The sequence below is a fragment of the Cytobacillus sp. QJM3NY_8 genome, from assembly GCF_056173585.1.
This window is the reverse complement of record NZ_CM149681.1, coordinates 830,215-853,780: the sequence shown is the minus strand read 5'-3', so window position 1 is coordinate 853,780 and position 23,566 is coordinate 830,215. Positions and strand designations below refer to the sequence as shown.

General features: G+C 42.3%; 26 protein-coding genes. 7 read left to right on the top strand and 19 right to left on the bottom strand.

Going from position 1 to position 23,566, the window contains the following annotated elements; genetic code table 11:
* Window positions 1-152 precede the first annotated feature (152 nt).
* Entirely contained in the window at window positions 153-686 is a 534-nt protein-coding gene (locus tag AC0VZ9_RS04620; protein WP_009335137.1) for an MEDS domain-containing protein, read from the top strand.
* 91 nt (window positions 687-777) lie between these two features.
* Here the strand turns inward: AC0VZ9_RS04620 and AC0VZ9_RS04615 are convergent, their stop codons facing one another.
* The 3 genes from AC0VZ9_RS04615 to AC0VZ9_RS04605 are packed head-to-tail and all read right to left on the bottom strand — an operon-like array spanning window position 778 to window position 3,854.
* The gene (locus AC0VZ9_RS04615; RefSeq protein ID WP_251263894.1) at window positions 778-1,194 is read right to left on the bottom strand and encodes a GtrA family protein; all 417 of its coding nucleotides are present in this window, start codon (window positions 1,192-1,194) and stop codon (window positions 778-780) included.
* Window positions 1,169-2,206, bottom strand: coding sequence for a glycosyltransferase family 2 protein (locus tag AC0VZ9_RS04610; protein WP_217035854.1), 1,038 nt, complete (start codon window positions 2,204-2,206; stop codon window positions 1,169-1,171). The genes AC0VZ9_RS04615 and AC0VZ9_RS04610 overlap by 26 nt, the downstream gene beginning before the upstream one ends.
* A gap of 16 nt (window positions 2,207-2,222) precedes the next feature.
* Window positions 2,223-3,854: a DUF6044 family protein gene (locus AC0VZ9_RS04605; RefSeq protein WP_372675475.1), complete on the bottom strand. Its 1,632-nt coding sequence runs from the start codon at window positions 3,852-3,854 to the stop codon at window positions 2,223-2,225.
* A 171-nt stretch (window positions 3,855-4,025) separates the two neighbouring features.
* On the opposite strand from AC0VZ9_RS04605, the gene galU reads away from it, so the two are divergent.
* Window positions 4,026-4,886 carry a UTP--glucose-1-phosphate uridylyltransferase GalU gene (gene galU, locus AC0VZ9_RS04600; protein WP_034297303.1) on the top strand — a complete coding sequence of 287 codons (861 nt, stop codon included), beginning with the start codon at window positions 4,026-4,028 and terminating at the stop codon, window positions 4,884-4,886.
* Here galU and galE read toward each other — a convergent pair.
* From galE to AC0VZ9_RS04570, 6 genes are all read right to left on the bottom strand, one after another.
* Window positions 4,881-5,873, bottom strand: a complete 993-nt coding sequence (gene galE / locus AC0VZ9_RS04595; RefSeq protein ID WP_009335142.1) for a UDP-glucose 4-epimerase GalE — start codon at window positions 5,871-5,873, stop codon at window positions 4,881-4,883. The two genes, galU and galE, sit on opposite strands and share 6 nt — an antisense overlap.
* 589 nt (window positions 5,874-6,462) lie before the next feature.
* Window positions 6,463-8,325 carry an FtsX-like permease family protein gene (locus tag AC0VZ9_RS04590; protein ID WP_475397059.1) on the bottom strand — a complete coding sequence of 621 codons (1,863 nt, stop codon included), beginning with the start codon at window positions 8,323-8,325 and terminating at the stop codon, window positions 6,463-6,465.
* Window positions 8,300-9,064 (bottom strand): ABC transporter ATP-binding protein, encoded by a 765-nt coding sequence (locus AC0VZ9_RS04585; RefSeq protein ID WP_009335144.1) that lies wholly within the window; start codon window positions 9,062-9,064, stop codon window positions 8,300-8,302. Before AC0VZ9_RS04585 ends, AC0VZ9_RS04590 begins: the two co-directional genes overlap by 26 nt.
* Window positions 9,065-9,151: 87 nt before the next feature.
* A complete protein-coding gene (locus AC0VZ9_RS04580; protein WP_009335145.1) occupies window positions 9,152-10,153 on the bottom strand; it encodes a sensor histidine kinase in 1,002 nt (333 codons plus the stop codon).
* A 14-nt stretch (window positions 10,154-10,167) separates the two neighbouring features.
* Window positions 10,168-10,857: a response regulator transcription factor gene (locus AC0VZ9_RS04575; RefSeq protein WP_009335146.1), complete on the bottom strand. Its 690-nt coding sequence runs from the start codon at window positions 10,855-10,857 to the stop codon at window positions 10,168-10,170.
* Between the two features lie 74 nt (window positions 10,858-10,931).
* Window positions 10,932-11,399: a hypothetical protein gene (locus AC0VZ9_RS04570; RefSeq protein ID WP_009335147.1), complete on the bottom strand. Its 468-nt coding sequence runs from the start codon at window positions 11,397-11,399 to the stop codon at window positions 10,932-10,934.
* Window positions 11,400-11,588: 189 nt separating this feature from the next.
* On the opposite strand from AC0VZ9_RS04570, the gene AC0VZ9_RS04565 reads away from it, so the two are divergent.
* The 5 genes from AC0VZ9_RS04565 to AC0VZ9_RS04545 all read left to right on the top strand — a co-directional run bounded on the left by AC0VZ9_RS04565 (window position 11,589) and on the right by AC0VZ9_RS04545 (window position 15,517).
* On the top strand, window positions 11,589-11,747 hold the full coding sequence (locus AC0VZ9_RS04565; protein ID WP_019379400.1) for an aspartyl-phosphate phosphatase Spo0E family protein: 159 nt from the start codon (window positions 11,589-11,591) through the stop codon (window positions 11,745-11,747).
* A 123-nt stretch (window positions 11,748-11,870) separates the two neighbouring features.
* Window positions 11,871-12,323 (top strand): hypothetical protein, encoded by a 453-nt coding sequence (locus AC0VZ9_RS04560; RefSeq protein ID WP_009335148.1) that lies wholly within the window; start codon window positions 11,871-11,873, stop codon window positions 12,321-12,323.
* Between the two features lie 495 nt (window positions 12,324-12,818).
* Window positions 12,819-13,565, top strand: coding sequence for an ABC transporter ATP-binding protein (locus AC0VZ9_RS04555; RefSeq protein ID WP_019379402.1), 747 nt, complete (start codon window positions 12,819-12,821; stop codon window positions 13,563-13,565).
* A complete protein-coding gene (locus AC0VZ9_RS04550) occupies window positions 13,562-14,296 on the top strand; it encodes an FtsX-like permease family protein (protein ID WP_475397058.1) in 735 nt (244 codons plus the stop codon). Before AC0VZ9_RS04555 ends, AC0VZ9_RS04550 begins: the two co-directional genes overlap by 4 nt.
* A 24-nt stretch (window positions 14,297-14,320) precedes the next feature.
* Window positions 14,321-15,517, top strand: a complete 1,197-nt coding sequence (locus AC0VZ9_RS04545) for an FtsX-like permease family protein (protein ID WP_475397057.1) — start codon at window positions 14,321-14,323, stop codon at window positions 15,515-15,517.
* A gap of 6 nt (window positions 15,518-15,523) precedes the next feature.
* Here the strand turns inward: AC0VZ9_RS04545 and AC0VZ9_RS04540 are convergent, their stop codons facing one another.
* The 10 genes from AC0VZ9_RS04540 to AC0VZ9_RS04495 all read right to left on the bottom strand — a co-directional run bounded on the left by AC0VZ9_RS04540 (window position 15,524) and on the right by AC0VZ9_RS04495 (window position 23,415).
* Window positions 15,524-16,519 (bottom strand): sensor histidine kinase, encoded by a 996-nt coding sequence (locus AC0VZ9_RS04540; protein WP_009335151.1) that lies wholly within the window; start codon window positions 16,517-16,519, stop codon window positions 15,524-15,526.
* Window positions 16,516-17,190, bottom strand: coding sequence for a response regulator transcription factor (locus tag AC0VZ9_RS04535; RefSeq protein ID WP_009335152.1), 675 nt, complete (start codon window positions 17,188-17,190; stop codon window positions 16,516-16,518). Before AC0VZ9_RS04535 ends, AC0VZ9_RS04540 begins: the two co-directional genes overlap by 4 nt.
* A gap of 122 nt (window positions 17,191-17,312) precedes the next feature.
* Window positions 17,313-17,840 (bottom strand): hypothetical protein, encoded by a 528-nt coding sequence (locus tag AC0VZ9_RS04530; RefSeq protein WP_475397056.1) that lies wholly within the window; start codon window positions 17,838-17,840, stop codon window positions 17,313-17,315.
* Window positions 17,841-17,855: 15 nt separating this feature from the next.
* Entirely contained in the window at window positions 17,856-18,197 is a 342-nt protein-coding gene (locus tag AC0VZ9_RS04525; protein WP_019379405.1) for a hypothetical protein, read from the bottom strand.
* Between the two features lie 106 nt (window positions 18,198-18,303).
* On the bottom strand, window positions 18,304-18,789 hold the full coding sequence (locus AC0VZ9_RS04520) for a nitroreductase family protein (RefSeq protein WP_009335155.1): 486 nt from the start codon (window positions 18,787-18,789) through the stop codon (window positions 18,304-18,306).
* A gap of 51 nt (window positions 18,790-18,840) precedes the next feature.
* The gene (locus tag AC0VZ9_RS04515) at window positions 18,841-20,094 is read right to left on the bottom strand and encodes a multidrug effflux MFS transporter (protein ID WP_019379407.1); all 1,254 of its coding nucleotides are present in this window, start codon (window positions 20,092-20,094) and stop codon (window positions 18,841-18,843) included.
* A 40-nt stretch (window positions 20,095-20,134) separates the two neighbouring features.
* A complete protein-coding gene (locus AC0VZ9_RS04510) occupies window positions 20,135-20,524 on the bottom strand; it encodes a hypothetical protein (RefSeq protein WP_009335157.1) in 390 nt (129 codons plus the stop codon).
* A gap of 160 nt (window positions 20,525-20,684) precedes the next feature.
* On the bottom strand, window positions 20,685-21,668 hold the full coding sequence (locus tag AC0VZ9_RS04505; RefSeq protein WP_475397055.1) for a DUF3231 family protein: 984 nt from the start codon (window positions 21,666-21,668) through the stop codon (window positions 20,685-20,687).
* 71 nt (window positions 21,669-21,739) lie between these two features.
* The gene (locus tag AC0VZ9_RS04500; RefSeq protein WP_009335159.1) at window positions 21,740-22,630 is read right to left on the bottom strand and encodes an EamA family transporter; all 891 of its coding nucleotides are present in this window, start codon (window positions 22,628-22,630) and stop codon (window positions 21,740-21,742) included.
* Window positions 22,631-22,722: 92 nt separating this feature from the next.
* Complete coding sequence (locus tag AC0VZ9_RS04495; protein ID WP_475397054.1) at window positions 22,723-23,415, bottom strand: AraC family transcriptional regulator; 693 nt, start codon at window positions 23,413-23,415, stop codon at window positions 22,723-22,725.
* Window positions 23,416-23,566: the final 151 nt, after the last annotated feature.

Genomic DNA, 23,566 nt, shown 5'->3' with positions numbered 1-23,566 from the left:
TTCAGGGTAACACTATTGCATTTGATTTACAATCAATCAACAGGGCTCTTAATAAGCAGAGTTTCTCCTTTCGCTAGTGAACCCTTTCAATATCAAAGTATGATAAACTAAATTTGCAGGCATAAAATGACAAAATTCAATGGGGTGCAAATTTGGAAAGTTTACATTTAAAAGAAGTCCATGAAATTCAAGACCTTACTAAGGGACATGTATTATATTTTTTCAAGAATCCGGACCACTATATTTCAAATGTCATTGAATTTGTTCTTTCGGGCTTAGAACGAAATGAATACTGCATCATTATAGAAAATGACCGAATGACTCCATTGATTAAGAAAAGTCTCACAGAGAAATTGAATAATAACTGTCTGAAAAAAGTAATGTTCGTCAATAATTATGACTTCTATTATGCCAAGGGGGACTTTAGAGTTAATTCTATTTTCGATTATCTTCCGAACTTAATTGAAGGTTATTCAGAACAGGATTTAGCTGTCAGAAGCTGGGCTCATGTCGAATGGCGTGAAGAACCGGAAGTCTGTAAAAAATTATCGGTATCTGAAAAAGAAGCGGATCTGATCGTTGCCAAAACAAAACTTCTATCCGTTTGTGCCTACGATTCAGAAAGGGTTAGTAATGAATTAAAAGAAAGTCTCCTATCTTGCCACAATTTTCTTGTAAATGAATGATAAAATTAGTCTCACCTTTAATAAGTGAGACTAATTTAGCTCCCCTGTGAACCTTCTCCTAAGAACCTGCTCTGCTGGCAGTTCACTTTCTCTATTTAGTAAAAACGAGGTATTTTTGTCCGATATAGTTAGTTAATGTGTAAATGCCAGCTCCTAAAAGAACCGCAAGCTCTTCAGGTGAAACATCATGCCTGAGAATCGTAACAGTCTGCATAAATTCTGCAGCCATGCCGCTTATGGAATAAGAAAGAATATAGCACAGAAACAAAATAAGAATGAAGCGCACCGCACTGCTTTGAAGGCTGTCCCTGCTCCTGAAGGTGAACGTTCTGTTAAGGAAATAACTGACCGCTGCCCCCATACTGTTCCCCAGAAATGTTGCAGTCCAATACGTCAGCCCCGCTAAATCCAGCAGCATAAATATCATGGATAGCCCCACAATTGTATTGACTGTTCCCACAAGCAAAAATCGAATAAAGGTATTAGTTCGTTTCAGATAATGTTCCAAAATGAATGTCCGCGTGCTCATCATCATGGTCTCCGTCCGTAATCAAATGGCGGGAAATCGGCAGATTAAACGCATCTACTTCAATAGAGAATTTAGGTCTGCGTTTCGTTTCTTTATAGATCTTCCCTATATATTCCCCCACCAGGCCAATGGCTGTCAGCTGAAGTCCCCCCAGCATCCAAATCGAGGTGATTAACGAGGTCCAGCCGGTTTCGGTTTCACCATAATAACGCAATCCAAGAAAGTAGAGGCCAAAAAGAAAACTTATACAAAAAGAGCCGATGCCCAATGCCAATACCATTCGAATCGGTGTAACGGAAAAAGAAGTAATGCCTTCAAAGGAAAAGGCCAGCATCTTTTTCAGCGGATACTTTGTTTCCCCGGCAAGACGCTCTTTGCGGTCATAATAAACATTGGCCGTTTTAAAGCCCAGCAAAGGCACAATTCCGCGCAAAAAAAGATTGGTTTCCTCATAGCGCTGCAGTTCTTCCAACGCACGCTTGCTCATCAGGCGAAAATCAGCATGATTATAGATAAGATCGACACCCATTATCTTCATTATTTTATAAAATCCCTGTGCCGTGTTTCTTTTAAAAAACGTATCACGGTCCCTCTTTTTTCTTACTCCATAGACAATGTCATATCCTTCGCGGAATTTCAGGATAAACTCCCGGATCACGGCAATATCATCCTGAAGATCGGCATCGATGGACACCGTGCAATCCGAAGCCTTCCCTGCAGCTGTTAAGCCCGCAAGCAGAGCATTCTGATGTCCCGCATTTCTGGCAAGCTTCAGCCCTCGCACTTTGGGGTTATTCAGGCTCTGCTTATAAATGATCTGCCAGGTCCGGTCCCTGCTGCCATCATCTACAAACAAAATTTTGCTTTTATCAGAAACAAGTTCATCATCCAGCAATTCTTCAAGCAGCCCATTCAGCTGATTAATTGTATCCGGCAGTACCTCCTCTTCGTTATAGCAAGGAACTACGATGGTGAGTACTGGGTTGGTCATTCTTAATTCCTCCTGCTTATATGGCTTTATAAAGGTAGATTTTCCACACAGAGCTTTTTGATTCAAAAACCTTCTCCAGCCGAAGCAGATTCTCTTCCGCATTATCGATCGGTACAGATGAAAAAAGATAGGAACCGCCCATGGCCTTAAAGGCTTCTGTATTTAACTCAAGATTCTTCAGCCTTTTTTTCGTTCGCTTTTTAAACATATAATGCTTGCCAAGCTCGTCCGTGAAGAGATAGCATCTTCCGCCCCATTCATCAAAATAAATTCGGAGTGTTTTATTTTTTTCCAGCTCTTTCTCAATGATTTTCCTAAACTGATATTTGTATGTTAAGGGGTAGAAATTATTATACGAATCCAGCGTGTAAAAGCCATTATACTGGGCAATGGCCGGATGAAGCCCAATACTTGCCACCCGGTAATCCTCCTGCGGAAGCCCAATGTATTCTTTAATAGCCGAGAATTGTTCTTCTGCGTAAAATTGCTTGACCGTTGGCTTATCCTGAAAAAGAATTTCCTCGTTGAAAAAGGAAACGGTCATGATCTGTGCAAGCACAAAAACCGGAACAAGGCGCCTCCAGAACGGTCCATGAGACCAAATGATTTTCAGGGTCAGCGCGAAAAGCAAATAGATAACCAGCGGCCTCAAAAAGTGATACCTGGCAAAGTTGAAGGTATCAAGAACATGAAAACGCTCTGTCAGAGGCAGCCAGCCTTTATAAAACCAGAAGGCATACCATGCTGATAGGGCAAAGTTAAGAAGAAACAGGAACAAAAACACCTTGTCCTTCTTCCCCTTTTTCTGCCTTAGCGTCATAAAAAGAGCTACAAACATCAGCGGAAGAATGACCAGAGTATGCATCGAGGCAGCATGGTGGTGCCCCAAAGCAAAGTTCTTGAATGTCAGCCTGACGCAATGCCAGAAAGTGAGCCTCGCATGGAAGTACTCATCCCGGCTGTTTGGCTCATCGTCAAAAAGAAAGGAATAAACCAGCCTGTATTCCACGATGAAAAAAATTCCGGTCATATACACAATCGATAAAAGAAATGGCCAATTCCATGCTTTTTTCCTGATGACGTCCGTCAGCCAGAAGATCCCCATCGCGCTCAAAAAAAAGAAAAACCCAAGGACAATGCTCGCATAAAAAGGCAATAGGGTTAATACAAGGACATTTTTCCACGACCTTTCCCCCTGCCTGATATTTAAGAAGGCCCACAGAGCAAGCGGCATCCCAAGCGTGCTCAGCATACCGGAGGGCCAGAATGGCGTGAAGGCAAAAGCAAGGGCTGTCCCAATCGTAATGGGCGCCCACTTTTCTTCTTTAAGAAAGTGCTTTTTCAAAAGCACATACATACCGATAAAAGCAAACACCCTTGTGATCGTCTGGCTGAGTGCATAAGCAATCATCGGCGGAAAAAGGGCATACAGCCAAACAATTAATGTGAATTCCGAGCCAAACGCATTGCGGGACAAATTTCCGTTCATAACTTGTGGAATGACAGCGTCAATCGGTCCTCTCAGCTGTCCGCTTTCAGCAAGGACTTTATACCATGCCAGATTGCTGTCAAGATTATCATGAACGCGGATATGCGCGTCTTCACCTAATATGTATAGGGGGGATACAAACAGGACCAGGGCAATCATGGCCAGAATAAGGAGATTTTTCTCGGCTTTATTTTTTTTCAAAAGCAATCTCTACACCTCTGGGTTCAAGATTATTTACAATTTTAGGGTTCACGAACAGGGGCAAAATATTCAGGAAGGGATAATACAACCCTCCACCTACATAAAAATAGAGTGGAAAGGGGGATTTTTATGATTAAAAAAGCGGTCATTCCCGCTGCAGGCCTCGGAACCCGTTTCCTGCCTGCCACAAAGGCACAGCCAAAGGAAATGCTCCCTATTGTCGATAAGCCCGCCATTCAATATATTGTGGAGGAAGCTATTGCTTCAGGAATTGAGGATATTATCATCATAACGGGGAGAAACAAACGGGCCATTGAAGACCATTTTGATAAATCGGTTGAAATGGAGCTGCTCCTACAGAAAAGCGGAAAGCTTGAAATGCTTGAGGAAGTGCGCCAAATAACCAATCTGGCTGATATCCATTATGTCAGGCAAAAGGAGCCGCTCGGATTGGGGCATGCCATTTTATGCGCGAGAAAGTTCATTGGCAGGGAGCCGTTTGCCGTCCTCCTTGGCGATGATATTATTGATGGGGAACCTCCTGCCATGCTGCAAATGATTGAGCAGTATAACCAAACGGGGGCAAGCATCCTCGGATGCAGTGAGGTCCCCCTGTCTGAAGTCAATAAGTATGGAATTGTCGGCTATTCAGAACAGAGGGGCCCATTATATAAAGTGGATAGCCTCGTTGAAAAACCTCCTGCTGAAAAGGCACCTTCTGCGCATGCAATTATTGGCCGGTATATCTTAACACCCGCAATTTTTGACATGCTTGAAAACGGAAGCCCGGACAGCAAAGGCGAGCTGCAGCTGACAGATGCCCTCGATGCTTTGCTTCGCCGGGAAAGAATTTATTCGTATCTAATCCAGGGAAAGCGTTATGATATTGGAGATAAATTCGGCTTTCTTAAAGCTTCGATTGATTATGCCCTGCAAAGACCTGAACTGAAGGAAAAGCTTTCACTATACTTAAGGCAAGCTCGCTTATGATTTACGATATCCGTCAGGATGGGACCTGTGCCAGCTCCAGGCATCCTCGACGATCTGGCGGATACTTGTTTTTTTCGGCTGCCAGTTCAGCAGTGACCTTGCTTTTTCTGATGAAGCAACCAGTTCTGCCGGGTCTCCAGACCGGCGGGGAGCAATCGTCACTTTAAAGCATCTGTTTGTTACCTCTGCAGCGGTTTCAATCACTTCTTTTACAGAGATCCCTTTGCTGCCTCCAAGATTAAAGACATTGCTTTCCCCTCCAGCTTCCAGGTAGCGGAGTGCCAGCAGATGGGCTTCAGCCAAATCCTCTACATGAATATAGTCCCTTATGCAGGTACCATCCTTTGTTGGATAGTCATCTCCAAAAATGGAGACAGATTCTCTTTTTCCAAGTGCCGCCTGCAGGATAATCGGGATCAGGTGGGTCTCGTTCTGATGGTCTTCGCCAATTTCCCCTGAAGCTTTTGCCCCTGCAGCATTAAAATAACGGAGCGACACGAACCTTGCCCCTGATGCCTGCGCCCACCAATGGAGCATTCGTTCAATGGCAAGCTTCGTCTCGCCATACGGGCTTGCCGGTTTGAGGGGCGCGTCTTCCTGTATAGGCTGGCTTTTTGCCTCACCATATACGGCTGCAGTTGACGAAAACACGAGCTGTTTCACCTTATGCGTGTCCAAAGCCTTTAGAAGGTTAAGAGAACCAAGTACATTATTATCATAGTAATGTAACGGATTTTTCATCGATTCCCCTACCAGGGATGAGGCCGCAAAATGAAAGACTGCCTCTATTTGCTCGCCTGAAAGGACACTATTCAGAAAATCCTGCGATCTGATATCCCCCTCATAGAAAGCTGCCTTTGGATGGACCGCCTGCCTGTGGCCCGCAGCCAAATGATCAACTACCACTGTTTCATACCCTTTTCGAATGAGAAGATCTACTATATGTGAACCAATATAACCTGCTCCTCCTGTAACCAAGATTGCCATTCCATCACTCCTGCATAGATTTACTTTCCCTTTTCTATATGCAGGTGTGAGGTTGAGTATGATAAAACTGCGGAGTCCCTCCTTCCCCGAATGAGTATCAGGTTCGGCTCTTCTGTTCGGATTCTCCTTCTCCTGTCCGAAGTGGGTCTAGGTTCGGACTGCTCCGCGCGGGTTTCTCCATCTCCTATCCGAAGTTGCATCAGGTTCGGACTGCTCCGACCGGCTTTCCTCTTCTCCTGTCCGAAGTTGCTCTAGGTTCGGACTGCTCTGAACGGGTTTCCTCTTCTCCTGTCCGAAGTTGCATCAAGTTCGGACTGCTCTGAACGGATTTCTCCTTCTCCTGTCCAAAGTTGCATCAGGTTCGGACTGCTCTGAACGGGTTTCCTCTCCTCCTGTCCGAAGTTGCTCTAGGTTCGGACTGCTCTGACCGGATTTCTCCTTTTCTTGTCCGAAGTTACATCAGGTTCGAACTACACTGACCGGGTTTTCTCTTCTCCTGTCCGAATCAGCACCAGGTTTATTCTATTCCCCTCTCCCCTGTCATTAAAAAAGGGCCAGATTCATCTGGCCCCCACAATTCTAATTAAATTTAAATCGATGCCTTTATCTGCTTCGTATAGAAAAAGCGCACTATAAAGAAGTAAACAACCTGGATGGCCAGGAAAACACTCAGAACAGCAACTGATTCCTTAAACAGGTTAAAGTAGAACAGGTTCGATAACGCTGTCAGGGCTACAGCACCATGGATAAGAGCGACGAGGATCGGTGCGAAAAACAGAATCATGGTCTGTCTGTTTAAAACCTTTTTCAGCTCTTTCTCGGTTAACCCCATCTTGGAAATCGATCTGAATTTTTGTTTATCTTCATCCAGGTCCATGTAGAGCCTGAAGTACAGGAAGCTGCCGGCTGATACAAAAAAGACAATCCCGATAAACAGACCGACAAATAAAATGGGCCCGTAGCCTTTCATAATCTCATATATTTCGTAGTCTACTGATGTAATTTCATATCTTGGCAGTTCCTTGTACAGCTTTTCAGAGGCAGCCATTACCCTTTCCTCTCCATCTGTTGCCTGCCAGGCGTAATAGCTTTCCTGAAACTCTGGTTCAGGAAGCTTTTGATAGTCTTCATCTGACACGATAAAATAGGAATCTGTTGCCGGCAGTGCTTTCGAATGAATGACTTCCTTTGGCTTTAAAACAGTGCCGGACTTCAGTGTAATCGTTTCATTCAGGAGTTCCTTCGTTTGCCCGAAGTTGGTCCCTTCAAACTCAACTGTCATTACTTGCCCGTCTTTTAAGTCAATCGGATCTTCGTCAATGAGCGCGGCAAAGCGGTTAAAATCGGATTGACCCGCAATCAGAATGGAATCCCCGCCAACTTCAAAGTAGCGTAAAATAGTATGCTCCGAATCCGCTTCAATCTTTTCATCCTTTAACGTTTGATTGATAAACTCAACATTCTTCACTTCATTTTCTTCAGAAGTTTTATAGGAAAACGTTGTGGAATTGACATTTTTTATGTTTGAGGTCAGCACGGTTTGAAAACCGAATAAAGAACCAATTGCACTGAACGCAACTGTTGAAACCATCGCAACCATGAAGAAGGTTCGCGCATTATCCTTCATGCGAAAGGCCAGATCTGAAAACAGCAGCATATTGGTCTTAAACCAAAAAACACGTTCATTCTTCTTTAATCTTCTAATAATATAAACACTTAATTGCGTAAATAACAGGTAGGTGCCAATGCAGACAACGATGATCACCGGCACCATTGCCGCTACAACGACTAACCCTTTTGCGATTAGTGCAACAGCATACCCCGCACCTAATAATAGGACAGCCAGCATCGTTAAGAAAAGATTTGCTTTTGGCTCACCCTTTGACATTTTATTTCCCTTTATTAATTCAATCAGCTTTTTGCTGCGCAGTACATACGTCACAAATAAGGAGATAAAGAAAAATAAAATAATAAAAGAAATGAAGGTGATCAGGATGGCCTTCACTGGAAAATAAAAAGACAGTGCCCGCTCAATAATCAGCACATTTTCAGCCAGCAGCAAAATCGCCTTTGCAAATACAACACCGAGGAGGATTCCGCTTAGGGTTGCCAGAAAGCCAATCAGCATATTTTCCAAAAACACCATGAGACGAATCTGTTTCATGGACATGCCCTGCATCATTAATAACCCAAACTCTTTTTTCCGGGACTGCAGAAAAGAACTCATAGAATATAAAACAAAAAAGAACGAAAACACATAGATAATGCCTGCTGCTGCATTCATTCCCTTCGTTACAGTTGAGTTCATGCCATCCCCGCTTAATGCTGGATGATTCGCAAAAATCGAGAAGGTAAAGAAGACCATGACTGTAAATAAACTGCTGAGGAAGTAGGCTGCATATAAGCGTTTGTTCCGTATGACGTTATTAAACGCGAACTGACGAAAGGTCATGTGCATCCCCTCCAAGCAAAGAAAGTGTATCGATGATCTTCTGGAAAAAGGCCTGGCGGTTATCACCGCGGTGAATCTCCGAATAGAATTTTCCGTCGCGGATAAAAATGACCCTGTTGCAATAGCTCGCGGCCTGCGCATCATGTGTGACGAGCATCATGGTTGTCTTCTCAGTCTTATTAATCGACTCAAGCATTTCCATTACATCTTTGGAAGACTTGGAATCCAAATTCCCTGTAGGTTCATCCGCCAGCAGCAGCTTCGGCGTATGAATCATCGCTCTAGCCACAGCGGCTCTTTGCGCCTGTCCGCCTGATATTTCATACGTCCGCTTTTTCATAATGCCTGTAATTCCCAGTTTTTCAGCGATTTCGTATGCCTTGTCTTTCATTTCCTTCACTTTTTTCCCGTCCAATGTTAGCGGCAGGACTATATTTTCTTCAACCGTCAAGGTATGAAGAAGGTTGAAGTCCTGGAAGACAAATCCTAATTCACGGCGGCGGAATTGGGCCAATGCCTCTTTTTTTAAGACATGGGGATTTCTTTCATTGATCAGGATTTCCCCTGTTGTCGGTTCATCAATGGTGGCAATCATGTTCAGCAGTGTCGTTTTTCCGCTTCCCGAAGGACCCATGATTCCGACGAACTCACCTTCATCAATGGTTAAGTTAATATCTGTTAACGCACGATAGGCGATCTTTCCTTCATAAATCTTGCTTACTTGCTTCACTTTTAGCATCACAAGTTCTCCTTTCACATTCAGTTGACTTGTGATCAGTATATCTTCTATACCTATTTCAAAAAATCGATTTCTCTTTCACTTACCTTACAAGGCTGTAAGGTTCTGTGTTTTTCCAAAGATCAGCCGGAAAAGAGACCCTTCCCCCATCTTGGATTCCAGCTCAATGCGATGGCCAAGATGATCGGCTGCCTCCTTCGTCAAGTACAGCCCCATACCTGTGGATTCTCTGAATTTCCTTCCATTTTCACCCGTATAAAAAGGTTCAAACACACGGCGCTTGTCTGCTTCCGGAATCCCGGCGCCAAAGTCCTTCACTTCTAAAACAGCTTCTCCGTTTTTTTCAAAAATGGAAATATCAATTCGATTGCTCTTCCCTCTGGAATACTTGACCGCATTATTGATCAGCTGAGAAAGCATAAAGAAAAGCCATTTCTCATCTGTCTCCACGATCATGTCCTGCTTCTCCTGCAGGAGATTTGGATACACCCCGTTCCGGATATAAAGCCGTTTGTTTTCTCCATTCACTTCATGAATGATTTGGGATAAGTGTACAGGTTTGATATGAAAATCCTGTTCGATCGTCCGGAGTCTCGCCATATAGAGGATGGTGTTCAAGCCCGTTTTCATCCGGTCCGTCTCTTCTCGAATACTGGAGGAATCAGGTTCATCCAAGTTTTGCGCAATCAGTTCAATGACAGAAAGCGGGGTTTTCATCTGGTGGACCCATTGATCCATAAACTTAAGATGCTCCTCCTGCCTGGATTCCAGCTCTTTAATTCTCGTCTGGTAATGTCTGTACTGTTCCTTCAGCAGATGATCCAGCGCCTGTGAAATCGGTGAGTTCTCTGTTGTTTGAAAGGAATCGTCAAGGGAAGCAAGTTCCTCCGTCAGCCTCTTATAAAACTTGCGGCGGCTAAAATAGTGGTATGTCAGATAGGCCGTGAGAAAGAATAACCCGAGAAAGATGCCATAGAGGGCTGGCAATAGATGACGATAGCCATCCAGCCAGTAAATGGCCAGAATTATAAAAAATTGAACGACCTGTACAGCGATTAGTAACGCATGCTCTTTAAGGAATAATTTCATGTTTCTCCAGCCTTTCACCAGGTTACGATCAAACGGTAGCCTGCGCCTCTCACTGTTTCGACCGCTCCTGAAAGCCCGATTGCCTCAAATTTTTTTCTTACCCTCGCCATATTCACATTCAGCGTATTTTCATCCACATAGACCTGTTCATCCCACAGCTTTTCCAGCAAGTCTTCACGACCGGCCACACGCGGGTACCGCTCCAGTAAATTCTCAATAATATCAGCTTCTTTTTTGGACAGCGGAACGGTTTTATCACGGAAACACAATTCCAGCCTTTCCGGAAACAGCTTCAATCCCTCTGCCTCGAGAACTCGTTCCTGGGCCTGCGTGGCATATTCCCCGTAAGCCCGCCGAAGCTGGCTGCGGATTTTCGCCATCACAATTTCCGGATGGAACGGCTTGGTGATGAAGTCATCGCCGCCATTCTCAAGAGCCATCACCTGGTCCATCTCCCCTACCCGTGCGGAAATGAAGATAACCGGACAAATCGACTCCTTCCGGATTTGCCTGCACCAGTAATAGCCGTCAAAGCTCGGGAGATTAATATCCAGGAGCACAAGATCCGGTTTATGCTTATGAAATTCCCCCATCACATTATCGAACTGTTTCGCAGCCGCAGCTTCATAGCCATATTTCACTAAGTGTGACTGCAGGTGCTCCGCGATTTTCGGATCATCCTCAATAATGAATACTTTCTGCATCCTCTCACTCCTTTGTCTTAGAAAATTATGCCATAAGGAGAATAGGAAAAAAAGAGCTGCCTCAGCAGCCCTTTTTAGACACAAGCTTTCTTTTCTAATGCACTAATCCATTTGTAATACCCTATTAGTATGGTTAATAAAATCGGATTAACAATGGCAGAATGCCATATACTCCACCATCCATAATGAAAGAAACCAAATGGATGAGGCAGCATGGCAACAGCTTCATAGCTCAGGAAAAAGATTTCCCAAATAATAAAGTAACGTATCTTTTTCATGAAAGAACCCGTAAAAGGATACCAATTGATAAACATCAAATTTACTGGCGGGACTAAGATTGTGTAAGCAGGAAATGCTACCCAATCTATCTCTTGTGTAAAGTACCAGTATCCTTTGTATTTCAAATCGATAAAAATATCAAATAATAATTGGAATGCAATAGTAAAAATCCAAATATGGACAATTTTATTGGCTGATATCCCCTTAATGGTCTTATATATAATAAAATTAAACAGAACAACTGAGGTAATTTGTAAGATCATTTTCCACTCCGGAAAGTTTTTTAGATATTATTTGCATTTATTGGGAATTTAATCCTTCTAAATCACTCTCTGACCTTTTATTCATAATTTTTTTGTCAGTTAGAGACTAGTTTTGTCGAAATGATTCAATGTTTTTCCTTTGTTTGCAATAATAGTTCCTGGACTTTTATTATTTAAAGGAGTAAATCAATGTGTCATTTTTGCAGTGAACTTAGAAAAAAGATTCAACTTTTTAGAAAAACACTTATTGAAACTGGAATAAAAAAAGGATTAGAGCATCCTGAGACTATAAAAAACAGTCAGATATTGGATCAACTTATCTTTAGGTTCCAGTCCAAATGTAAATAGGACTCATTATCGTAAAAGATATACTTTTAATAGAAACTCACTTTACCGCCAAATAAGCAGATAAAATTCTAAAAGAGGGCAAGATAGATAAGACATAAATATATAAAAACCCGGAGAATCTGTATGGTCTATATCTATACAATTACAACACTTGCTATCAACTCCATATTGCTGTTCATTATTCCGTTAAAATTAACCCGGCAGGAGCTTTACACAACCTGGCTGGCTGTCACTGTAAATGTGCTTCTTGCAGATTTAATTTTTGGCCATGTGTTAGACCTATACGACTTAATGGATTCAGGCCCCCAGCCATTTGATTTGTTTATTGAAATCACCTTGCCAGCAACATTTGGAATCCTATATGTAAACTTCATGCCTAAACCTAGGAAGAAATTTTTGCTTTACCTTTTGTTTTGGGTCGGTTTTTCTGTATGTTACGAAGTCCTCTCCAGTTACTTTGGCTACGTAGTTTATAAGGGCTGGCATGTATGGTGGTCAGCCCTCTATTATATTGGTGCCTGCCTTTATATGCGCTGGCATTTTCGTTTTATGAGGAAAGAAAAAAGGCCACTATAAACAAGGATCGGTACACAGTCAAAGTTACGCAGAGAAACAGTATCTCAAAAAAATGCATATAAAGATCAATGCAAAAACAAGCAGTTTCTCACTAATGTGAACCGCTTGTTTTTCTTCATTTTAGGCTGTTTCTCAAGGTATTTTACATTTTGTATATTTTATGCTGAGTTGATTGTAGCGAAAGGTGCGAGATCCTCGAAATGCTATCGCATTTTCCTCGTGCGGTGTTTTTCCGAGGAAGCTTATACAATGTCCTGCGGGAGTAGCGGGGACAAGTGAGACCCCGCGGAAAGCGGGCAGCCTGGAGAGGAAATCAACGGACAACATTGATAGGCGAAAAATACCATTATGTAAGCAAAGAGCCATATTTTATATTGGACACGTTTATGCCGATTCTTCCCCCAACATGACAAAATTGTCACTTTAGATCCTGTTACATCGATGGTTCGCGGGAAAAATAGCCGATATAGTATGGTAGTGAAGGAGGTCGAAACCATGACTAAAATGATACAAACCAAAAACTTATCGAAATCTTATGGAAAAACACAGGTCTTAAAAAATATTGATTTGACTGTTGAACGAGGGGAATTCACTGCCATTATGGGTCCCTCCGGCTCTGGAAAAACGACGTTAATGAATACCCTATCAACCATTGATGCCTTTAGCGGGGGGAATGTTTGGATTGAGGGAAATTCCCTTTTAGATATGAAAAAGAAAGCCCTGCGGGAGTTCCGCCAAAAAAGAATGGGATTTATTTTTCAAGACTATAACTTACTGGATACCTTAACGGTGAAGGAGAATATCCTCCTCCCGCTCTCGCTGCAAAAAACACCTGTTGCAGAAATGGAAAAGCGATTAGCGAAATTGATTGATGCCTTAAATATTGAATCAATTTTACATCAATATCCTTCTGAAATTTCCGGCGGACAGAAACAGCGCACGGCTGCCGCGCGGGCGATTATTACCAGCCCCGCAATTGTATTTGCTGATGAACCAACGGGTGCACTCGATTCCCGATCTGCTACTCAGCTGCTGGAACAAATTCAATTGCTCAATGAAACCTTCAAGACAACCGTTCTGATGATTACGCATGATCCGTATGCAGCCAGCTACTGTCAGCGCGTAGTTTTTCTCCGTGACGGAAAAATCGTCAATGAGATGTTTAAAGGCGAGCAGACGGAAAAGGAATTCTTTGACCGCATCCTGACGATCCAAAGTGCTATAGGAAGTGACTGGCGATGAACTTAGTAGATTTATCATGGAGGAACATGAAGCGGAACTTCCGGCTGTATACCATTTATTTCATTTCCATGTTTGTCGGGGTTGTCATTTACTTTACTTTTTCTGGTCTAATGTTTAACAAAGATGTAGTCGCAGCCATTCAAAATAAAGAAAACTACAAAATGGTCATTTCCCTTGCTTCGGTAATTGTCTTTTTGTTTATTGTCTTCTTTATTTTGTACGCGAACTCCTTTTTCATGAAGCAGCGAAAAAAAGAATTCGGCATGTATTTACTTTACGGAATGAAGGAAAGACAAGTTGCTGCAATGGTCTTCTTTGAAACATTATTCTTGAGCGCCATTTCGGTCTTCAGCGGTATATTAATCGGTGGCTTGCTATCGAAATTTTTCGGTGCGGTATTAATGAACTTAATGCGCTACAATGAGGACATTTCTTTTGCTTTTCCACTGGAAGCCATTGTATCAACAGTTCTGTTATTCGCCTTATTAATCATCATTATTACAATTCAAAGTTATTTTAACGTCCGGCGTGTCCAGTTAGTGGAATTGTTTCATGCAAAGGAAAAAAGGGATAAACCGTTTACATTTTCTTTTTGCCTGGCGTTATTGTCCATTATATTGATTGCCGGGTCTTACTATATGATTACCATAGGAGATACGGACATCTGGAAAGATCATTTTAAAGAAACATTAGCAGCTGTAACAGTGGCTCTGATTGCCGGGACGTATTAATTTTTCCGCCAGTTTTCCGGTTGGATGTTACAAAAGCTGAGTCAAAGGAAAAACTATTTTATTGGCAGTAAGATGTTATGGATCTCCTCTCTCCGTTTTTCTATTCGAGGAAATACAGTCAATTTTACATTCAATTCACTGATTAGTGCGATTGTCATCTTTACAGTCGGATTTATTGCTGTAGATTACGCTGTGAAAGGCGAGGTTGTGAAAAAAGAATTTCCAAATCATATTGCCTTTTCGACCCAGGATGATGCAACTCAAAGACAAATTGAACAGCTGATGAATGACTCACATCCAATCATTGATCATGAAACCATTACAGGGATTCAAACAGAAAAAATCCAGAATAGAAACGCATTTTTTAGCCATCCCGAATATTACACCGAAGAGTTTTACCTTTTTCCGGAGTCCCAATTAAATGCAATTGTTGATTTACGCAAAGCTGGTGAAAAAGCAGATTTAGAAGGTGAAGAGGCAATTGTATTAACAAGAGGAATTGATGAACCGGAAAAATATAAAAGTTCTCAGCCTGAAATGACCGTATTGGAAGACAATACATTTCGTGTAGTCGAAAAAATACGATACCCGCTGTTAAGCATCCCAACGAGCCCAGGCGGAAATACCCAGCCCCAGCCTTCTGTACTCATTATTTCAAACGAAGCTTTTGAGAACTTAAGAGAACATCACACCCTTTCTTCATTTGAAATTTATCAAATCGAAGATCCTAAAACATCCAATGATGTATCACGGGAAATATACGACCTCGTTATGAAAACAGAAGGAGCCTATTATTCGGCCTATATTGATATGTATTCCCTTGATACGGAGTCTTCTTCTTTAATCTTGTTCTCCGTTGCCTTTTTTGCCGTTATTGCATTGTTTGCATTAGGGAGTGTCATTTACTTTAAACAGCTGCGAGAAGCTACAGAAGAGCGGGAGCACTACGCCATTTTACGAAAAATCGGTGTGGATGACAAAGAAATGAAAAAGATTATCCGAAAACAATTGCTGTTCGTATTTTTGCCGCCGCTCCTGCTGGGGTTGCTGCACAGCTGGTTCCTTTTATATTACACAGTCATCCTGGTGATAAAAGATTTGCCTTCTTTAACGGCGATTATTTTTTCAGTCATGGGACTATATGTGTTAACGTATCTAATCTTTTACATTTCATCCGTATCTATTTACTACAAAATTGTCAGCGAAAAAAACACACGATGAGTTACATTACTCATCGTGTGTTTTTTGCATTATCAAAAACGGATCGCTATCGAGCGGGAAGTGAACGATAAATTGGGTGTACTCTCTCACATTCGACGTACAGCTAATGTAATGCCCTAACTTGTTGCTTAACTGCTGGGCTAAATATAATCCCATTCCGGTCGACTTCGAATACAATCGCCCCGTTTCTCCGGTAAAACCGCGATTAAATACCCTCGGAAGATCTTTCTGGCTGATGCCAATCCCATTATCCCGAATCAAGAGCTGTTTTTCTTGTGGGGTTTCCGATATGGAAATGGTGATCTCTCCGCCAGGTTCTGTATATTTCAAACTGTTTGTCAGAAGCTGATTGACGATGAACTGGAGCCATTTAGGATCACTTTGAACCTCCAGCATATCTGCCTGAATGTGGATGCGGATATTTTTTGAAATAAAGGTTTTGGAGTGAGACTTTACAATATCCTTAAGAATCTTGATAATATCACATTTCTGGATATCGTAATCCTGATTAAAGCTGTCTAGTTTAGCGTAATAGAGTGCTTGATCAACATAATTCTCAATTTTTGTGATTTCTTCTCTTAAACTGCCTGCGTCCATATCGGTTTGCTGCAGCAGGCGAAGAACAGCAATCGGTGTTTTTATTTCATGGAACCAGGAGACGATAAAATCGTAATGTTCCTTCTGCCTGTCCTGAATCCGATTCATTTCACGGATATGTTCACGCTTCAGCTCATCGATGTGGGTTTTAGCGAACTCTCCTTCCAGAGACAGGCTGTCATAATCCGCCCTTTCCAATTGCCTAATCACGCGCAGGTTTTGCTGGTACCGATATAATAAAAACCCGATTAATACAATCGAAGATAAGGCGAAGGCATAAAGGAATGTCCCCCATGCCAGGCTGCCATTGATATCAGTAAAAAAGATCGCTGCTGAAATCAGGAAACTGATCAGATAGAGGACTATATAAGGTTTTTCATAGGATAGAAAACTAAGGAAGTTCATTCAATTAAATACCCTAACCCTTTCCGAGTGACAATGAAGTCCTCTAGTCCAATTGCTGCAATTTTCCTGCGCATCCGATTCACATTCACGGTAAGTGTATTATCATCGACAAACTGTTCCTCATTCCATAGTGCCTGCATTAAGTCATCCCTCGAGACAATTTTCCCGATATTCCGCATCATCAATTGCAAAAGGATGAATTCATTCCGGCTTAGCTCATTGCTTTGTCCATTAAATTCAATCGTTGAATTGGTCACATTTAATTTCAGGCCGCGATGGATAAAACGGATATTCTCATCTTCCTGATATGTATACTTCCGGCGGATGAGCGCACTGATCTTCGCGAGAAGGATATCCAAATCAAAGGGCTTCTGGATAAAATCATCCCCGCCCATATTAATGGCCATTATTATATCCATATTTTGATTTCTGGAGGAAAGGAAAATGATCGGCACTTTTGAAACAGAGCGTATTTGCTGGCACCAGTAGTATCCATCAAAAACGGGAAGATTGATATCTAATAAAATGAGGTGTGGACTTGTCTGCTCAAATTCCGTCAGCACCTGGTCAAATTGGGTTACCTCCACCACATCATATTGCCATTTTTTTAGCGTATCAGCGACAATCCGTCTTATTTTAAGATCGTCTTCTATCATCATGATTCTATACATAAATATCCCTCTTTACTGGAATAATGGTCACGTCATTCATTCTGGCACAATTTTTTTAAGTCTTAGGCTAGGGCAGTCTCTATTATTCCACAAGCAGTATATTTGAAATGATCTTTTTTCCATTAGTGATTAAACTCATCAATGGTCTTAAAAATTCTCGAATACACATCATGAATAGATTCATCAGTCATTTCGTCATTATACAACCCATACCCCCAACTATGAAATGAATCATTTTCTTTGGATTTAAGAACTCCCACAGCATAGCTTTTACCGGCTTCCCATTTCCATGAATCATTATATTCTGGGTCTTTAACAGTAAACGGGATATAACTGCTGGCTGATATAAAAAAGAATGGAATGGATGAATCTGAATATGTATCTGCATATTTGGCTTCAGCTGCTTTAGGAAGATTTTCTTCCGTCATTATAACTGCATCATAAGAGCTCAATTCCTCATTTGTAAGTTCATCAAAAGAAATTTCATGAAACTTCACTTGTTCTTCATTTGCTTCTGGCGGTTCTCCAACTACCGCAATCCTTAATGCCCTTCCATCATACGGCTCGAAGTCAGGGGTTTGAGTACAAGCTGTTAGTAACATGGGTAGAATTAGCAATATATAAGAAATCTCTCTCGTCATTCTTGTCATACTCATCACCTCTGCCTAGATACTATAAACAATTGTGCCAATTATCCCAACAATCATTAAGGCCAGGCCCTTTATAACCTTCCTCTGTCTGAAAGCAGCCATACATCCTGAAACAAAGCCGATGAACACTAAGCCTGCACCTATATGCTGAATGATTTTGATTTCTGAAATGCTGCCGGTAATAAAGACTTGAAAACCAATGCAGCCGCCTACAAAAATCAGGAGAAATGAAGGGTTTTTCAACTCGTCTCTAGCATCCTGCTGTTCTTCTTTTTCCATTTTTTTATAAGTTTTTATAAAAAGGAAAATCGGAATCGCCCATATTAAAATGATTATAATAGCCTGAAAGATCATCATATGAACCCCTCTGGGAAGATATAAATCTATTACTTCAAAATCATACCATATTCTAACAAAAACAAAAAAGAGCACCATCCATTGGATAGGCGCCCTATAAAAATACTTATGATAAATGCCTTATTTTCCTTTCAATCGGTGTACGCTCCTTCGCTTCAGGTACCTCCTCAGGAAAGCCTACTCCTAAAATACCAACTACATCATAATCATCCGGGACATTTAAAGCAGTTCTTGCTGCAGCTGAAACCCCCAGGGAAGACCAGAATGTCCCCACTCCTGATTCCCACGCCATCAGCATGAAGTTCTGAATAAAGCAGGATACTGCAGCCATATTCTCAGTTCGTTCCAGGTCGGTTGCTCCATGCCTGGACAGGATGGCCAGCACGACTGGCGCCTGGCAAAAATCGGTTTTGTGATTCAGCTTTGCCCTTGTTTCCGGACCAACAAATAATATCTCCCATGGCTCCGTCATTTTATGGTTGGGTGCCATGCTCGCAGCCTCTAGCCAGGAGGTGATTAAACTATGCTCCACTTTATCAGATTTGAACTTTTTTATGTTGCGGCGAGTCGTGATTATTTTCTGTATATCCACTGTTAATTTCCCCTTTCATTTATAACTCATTTTACTAGATTAATAGGTTATTTACATGGCAGCTTTCTCATTATCAATGGATTTCCCACTGGGCCGGGCTGCCAGGAACATATAGGACAGTACAGCCCCGGTACTTGCACATGCTATGACAATCCCCATCGATATCGCCGGTCTGTCTCCTAAGCCAACAAGGGGAGCCACACCTCCTCCAAAGATTAAGGATAGTACTCCCAGTAATGCGGAGGCACTCCCTGCCGACTTGCCCTGATTTTGCATGGCAAGCGAGAAGCCTGAAGTACTCACCACCCCAATACTTGCAACCACAAAGAATAACGGCGGCAAAATAGCGTACAAGCCTGCATCTAAAAGAAGCATGATTAATAGAGCAATAGCTCCAATGAAAGAGATGCATATGCCAGCCGTAAAAAGCTTCCTTTCGCTGATCCGCCCCGCCAGCCTTCCCGTGATTTGACTGGAAATGATGATTCCTAGACCGTTGATGGCAAATATCAGGCTGAACATCTGCGGGGAGGCCCCATACATGTTCTGAAGGACGAAAGGTGAGCCGGATATATACGCAAACATGGCAGCAAACACCAGTCCTTGAGACAATGCATACCCTATGAAACTTCGATCAGATAAGAGCTGCTGAAAGGTGGTTAATGTGTTTTTTATACCGCCCTGTGAACGGGAATCTTCAGACAGCGTCTCTGGCAGACCGAATAGTACGACAAGAAACATCACCAAGCCGATTACACTCAAAACGATAAACACTCCCTGCCAGGGAGCAATCCGCAATAACTGGCCGCCAAGTATAGGAGCAAGGATGGGGGCCACACCATTCACTAAAGCCAGCAGAGAGAAAAATTTAGTCAGCTCAGTGCCTGAGTAAAGATCCCGGACAATCGCACGGGAGATGACAATTCCTGCTGCCCCGGCCAGACCCTGAATAAACCTCAGCCCAATCAAGCCCCAGATGGACTGGCTAAAGGCGCACAAGAGAGAAACAGCAAAATAAATCAATAGCCCTATAAGAAGCGGCTTCCGGCGTCCGCGCACATCACTGAGCGGCCCTGCAAGCAGCTGGCCTAGGGATAGACCGAGCAGGAAAAAGGTTAAACTAAGCTGGACCAGGGACGGCTTGGTATGCAAATCATTAGCTATATCAGGCAGAGCCGGCAAATACATGTCGATGGATAACGGGGCAAACGCAGCTAAAGTACCAAGTACGATCGCCATCCATAATCGCCTTGACTTTGAAGGTGCACCCGGGGCATTTCTTATATTTCCTAAAGAATCATTCATTGATTGTCCTGCCTTTTCTTATGATTTTTGGACTTTAAGCTCAAAGGTTATGGATAAGAATCCGTATGGCTTCTGAAACATCCACCTTTTTTTCCTGGCAGAAATGATTCAGCTTTTTGAACATTTCTTCATCCAGCCGGACATGGATGGAATGCTTAAGCTTTTGGCCTTCAGGCTTCTTGGGCCGGCCCCTTCCAATTTTCCGCTGCCCTGTTTCGTCCCTCCAGACGGCTATGGTCACATACCCGTCTTTTTCCAGCCATTTCTGAAGATCGTTTTCCTTCCAAATACGCGCTGCATCATTCTCATGTTTTTTCAGATATTCTGCAAGACCCTCACCTTCCAGACCTTTCCTTTTTGCTTTATAAATCATCTTATTTCTAAGATACTCTTCATATTGTTCGAATGATGTAAAGGTTTGTTCTTTCATAAACCCTCCGGATTATTTTTTGTTCTACAAAAAATAATAAAGAATATTAATTCACAATGCAATCTTTTTTGTAGAACAAAAAATACTATGGAGAAATAAGCATAAAAAAAGCCTAACTCTCTCCGGCACATCAGGAAGAAATTAGGCTTTCATTATATTTTTATACATCCATCCGCGGTGCTTCCTCAAGCCACCCATTGGAAATCATGATCTTTACACCTTCACGTATATACTCAAAAACCTCAATTCCAAATTTACCAAAATTCATATTTAGATCATTGCGAAGGCTGAAGCCGATGCCAAATCCCTGTCCGCCAATACTAAACCCGCATAAAAGATAGGTGCAAAATATCATTAGCTTATCCGAAAATGGAGCCTCTGTTGAATTTGTCACTGTTCCCCCTGAAGTGGCAGGCGGCTGGATATCGTTTTGAAGGAGCTTTTCCCCAAACTCTTTAATAATTTCTTTCGAAAGCTCTTTCCCTTTTAAAAAATATTTTCTAACTTCTTCTCCTTCTGCACATTGAGCAAATCCAGCCATCAGCTGCATGCCGGTGATGTTTGTTTCAATCCCGTGATACAGCAGCCCAAATTCCACCGTATTAATGGGGCGCTTCTGACCAAGAATATTAGTTCCTTTTAAATAGTGATTACTGGTTACAAAATCAGCTGATTGAGGGAAGTTTATAAAGGTGGGACTTGGAAGCAGCCCTTCATCCAAAAGAAATTGGGTAAATTTACCATAATATTCCTGAGTTAAATCGGTCATGTCCCTATAAAGCTTAATAATATCCTTTCGATAAGCCATGGTTAAATGGAGGACATACATGCCCATGCTAATTTCCTTTAAGATCCGGCAAAACATTATATCAAATCCGTTCTCAAACAATATAGGAGCATTTAAATTAACGTCCTGATCCGTAAAGCCGTTAGGGACAGCCGCCCCCTCATTTTGCAGCAGTTTTTTTATTTCAACAACTTTAGGATGAAGTTTTTCCCTCAATCCTGACATCAAATTTTTCGCTTTTGGGTTTTTCGATTTCTCAATAAAATATTCTAATATACGAAGAATCATCGTTTTTTTTTGATACGTCATCCATAATGCACCCAGTTCGGATGAACTGATTTTAGATTTTTCAGGCATAAGAACACCTCCATTTTGACTAAATAATAGTATGTGTTCTTTTGGAGTTTTTATACGATGAATGGTTTCCATTAAGACTCTGCTGCTCTTATTTTGCGGCCCGAATTTTGAGATGAACCGATTAATACCCCTATCCCCATCATTATGAGGAATATCCCTAGCCAGGAAACTGCGGTTAACGATTCTCCCAATAGGAAAACTCCTAATAATGCTGCAGTTAAAGGCTCCGCCAGCGCAAGTGTGACAGCCGTTGAAGAGGAAACATGGACAAGCCCTTTTGAAAAAAGAAAATAGGCAATTCCCGTAGCCAGAATCCCCAGGTGCAGGCTGACAGTCAAACCCCGAACACTCCCAAGCCAGGACATGTCAAAAATAAATAAGAATGGCGAAAGAAAGATGGCACTTAAGGTGAAAACAACGGCCACTACTGACAAGGATGAATAGTTTTCAACCAGGTCCCTGCTGACAAGCGTATAGCCTGCAAATGTTAAACCAGCCCCCAATGCCAGTAATAGGCCAGCCGGGTCCATATGAACCGAGTTTTTGTTCATGAATAGCAGGACACAGCCCAAAATGGACAGAAAGGTAGAACACCACCAAATGGCAGAGGGGCGTTTTTTCAAATAGAGCCATTCAAGAAGACCCGATAAGACCGGTGCACTCCCGATCGCTGTCACAGTCCCAATGGCTACCCCTGTAAGAGTGACCGCTGAAAAGAACAATGGCTGGTACAGGGCCATACAAAGTGATGCCATCAAGGTGTTCTTAATAGGCCAATTTTTCAGGTCCAGTTTCCCCGCCAGAAAAACCATGCATAATAAAAATAAACCGCCTGCCGCCAGACGGGCAGCCCCAATGGCAATCGGGTGTGCGCTTTCCGGCGCAAATGCCTGCGTGGTACCCGTAGTCCCCCAGAGCACTCCGGCAAGCAATATGAAAAATGGAGCCGTTTTCCCGTTCATGTTATCACCTCAATAAAAAAAGATAAAAGGAATCATTAAACTTATCTTAGAAAATTCCCTGAGAATTTTCTTTACCAAGTTTAATATCCCTTTTATCCATTCTTAAGGATTCTGTATTTTTGTGGTGCTATTCCTTCACAGCGGGTAAACCACCGTGTAAAGGAGGAAGAATTTTCGAAGCCTAATTCCCCGCTGATCACCGACATAGACCAGGAGGTTGACATTAATAAATGCTTCGCCTCTTTCAAGCGCAGATCAGATATATAGCCTTTTGGGCTTTTCCCGGTTTTCTTCTTAAACCATGCGGAATAATAGGCAGGATGATAATGTTCGATTTTCGCTAGACCCTCCAATCGGATCGACTCCTTATAATGCTTATGAATATAATCAATCGACGGAGGCTTGGCGATTTGCAGTTTGCCGGCCACAAACCTGGTCAAATCAGCCAGGGAGGATGCATTCCCCTGATTCCCCGCCTCTTCCAGCAGCAAATAACGGATCGAAGACCATTGCTGATCCAGCTGAATGTACATACTGCTGGACTCCTCCGGCAAATAGGCCGTCGGGGTATCCAGGATCAAAAACTCATTCCGGTCCATCGACCGATAGTTATGATCAGACCCTGGCGGAAGATAAAAACAATAGTCGGGGTCAAGCTTGATATCCTGCCACTTCGTCTTGATATCCAGGGAGCCCTGCAAGGGGAAAAGAAACTGGCCAAACTCATGCTGGTGCGAATGAAACTCTCTGGAATAGGATCTTTTTTCGCAGGTGATGCTTTGCATTTTACTCCCCCCTCATCATGCTTTGAGTATATTATCATTCTAATGAAATAAAGGTGAAAGATGAAGCTAAATGATAAAAATAACTCCCATTAAGATGTTTATTTTAGCCTGGGATTTCCAGCGAAAAAAAGGTTATTTCCACATTCTTGCC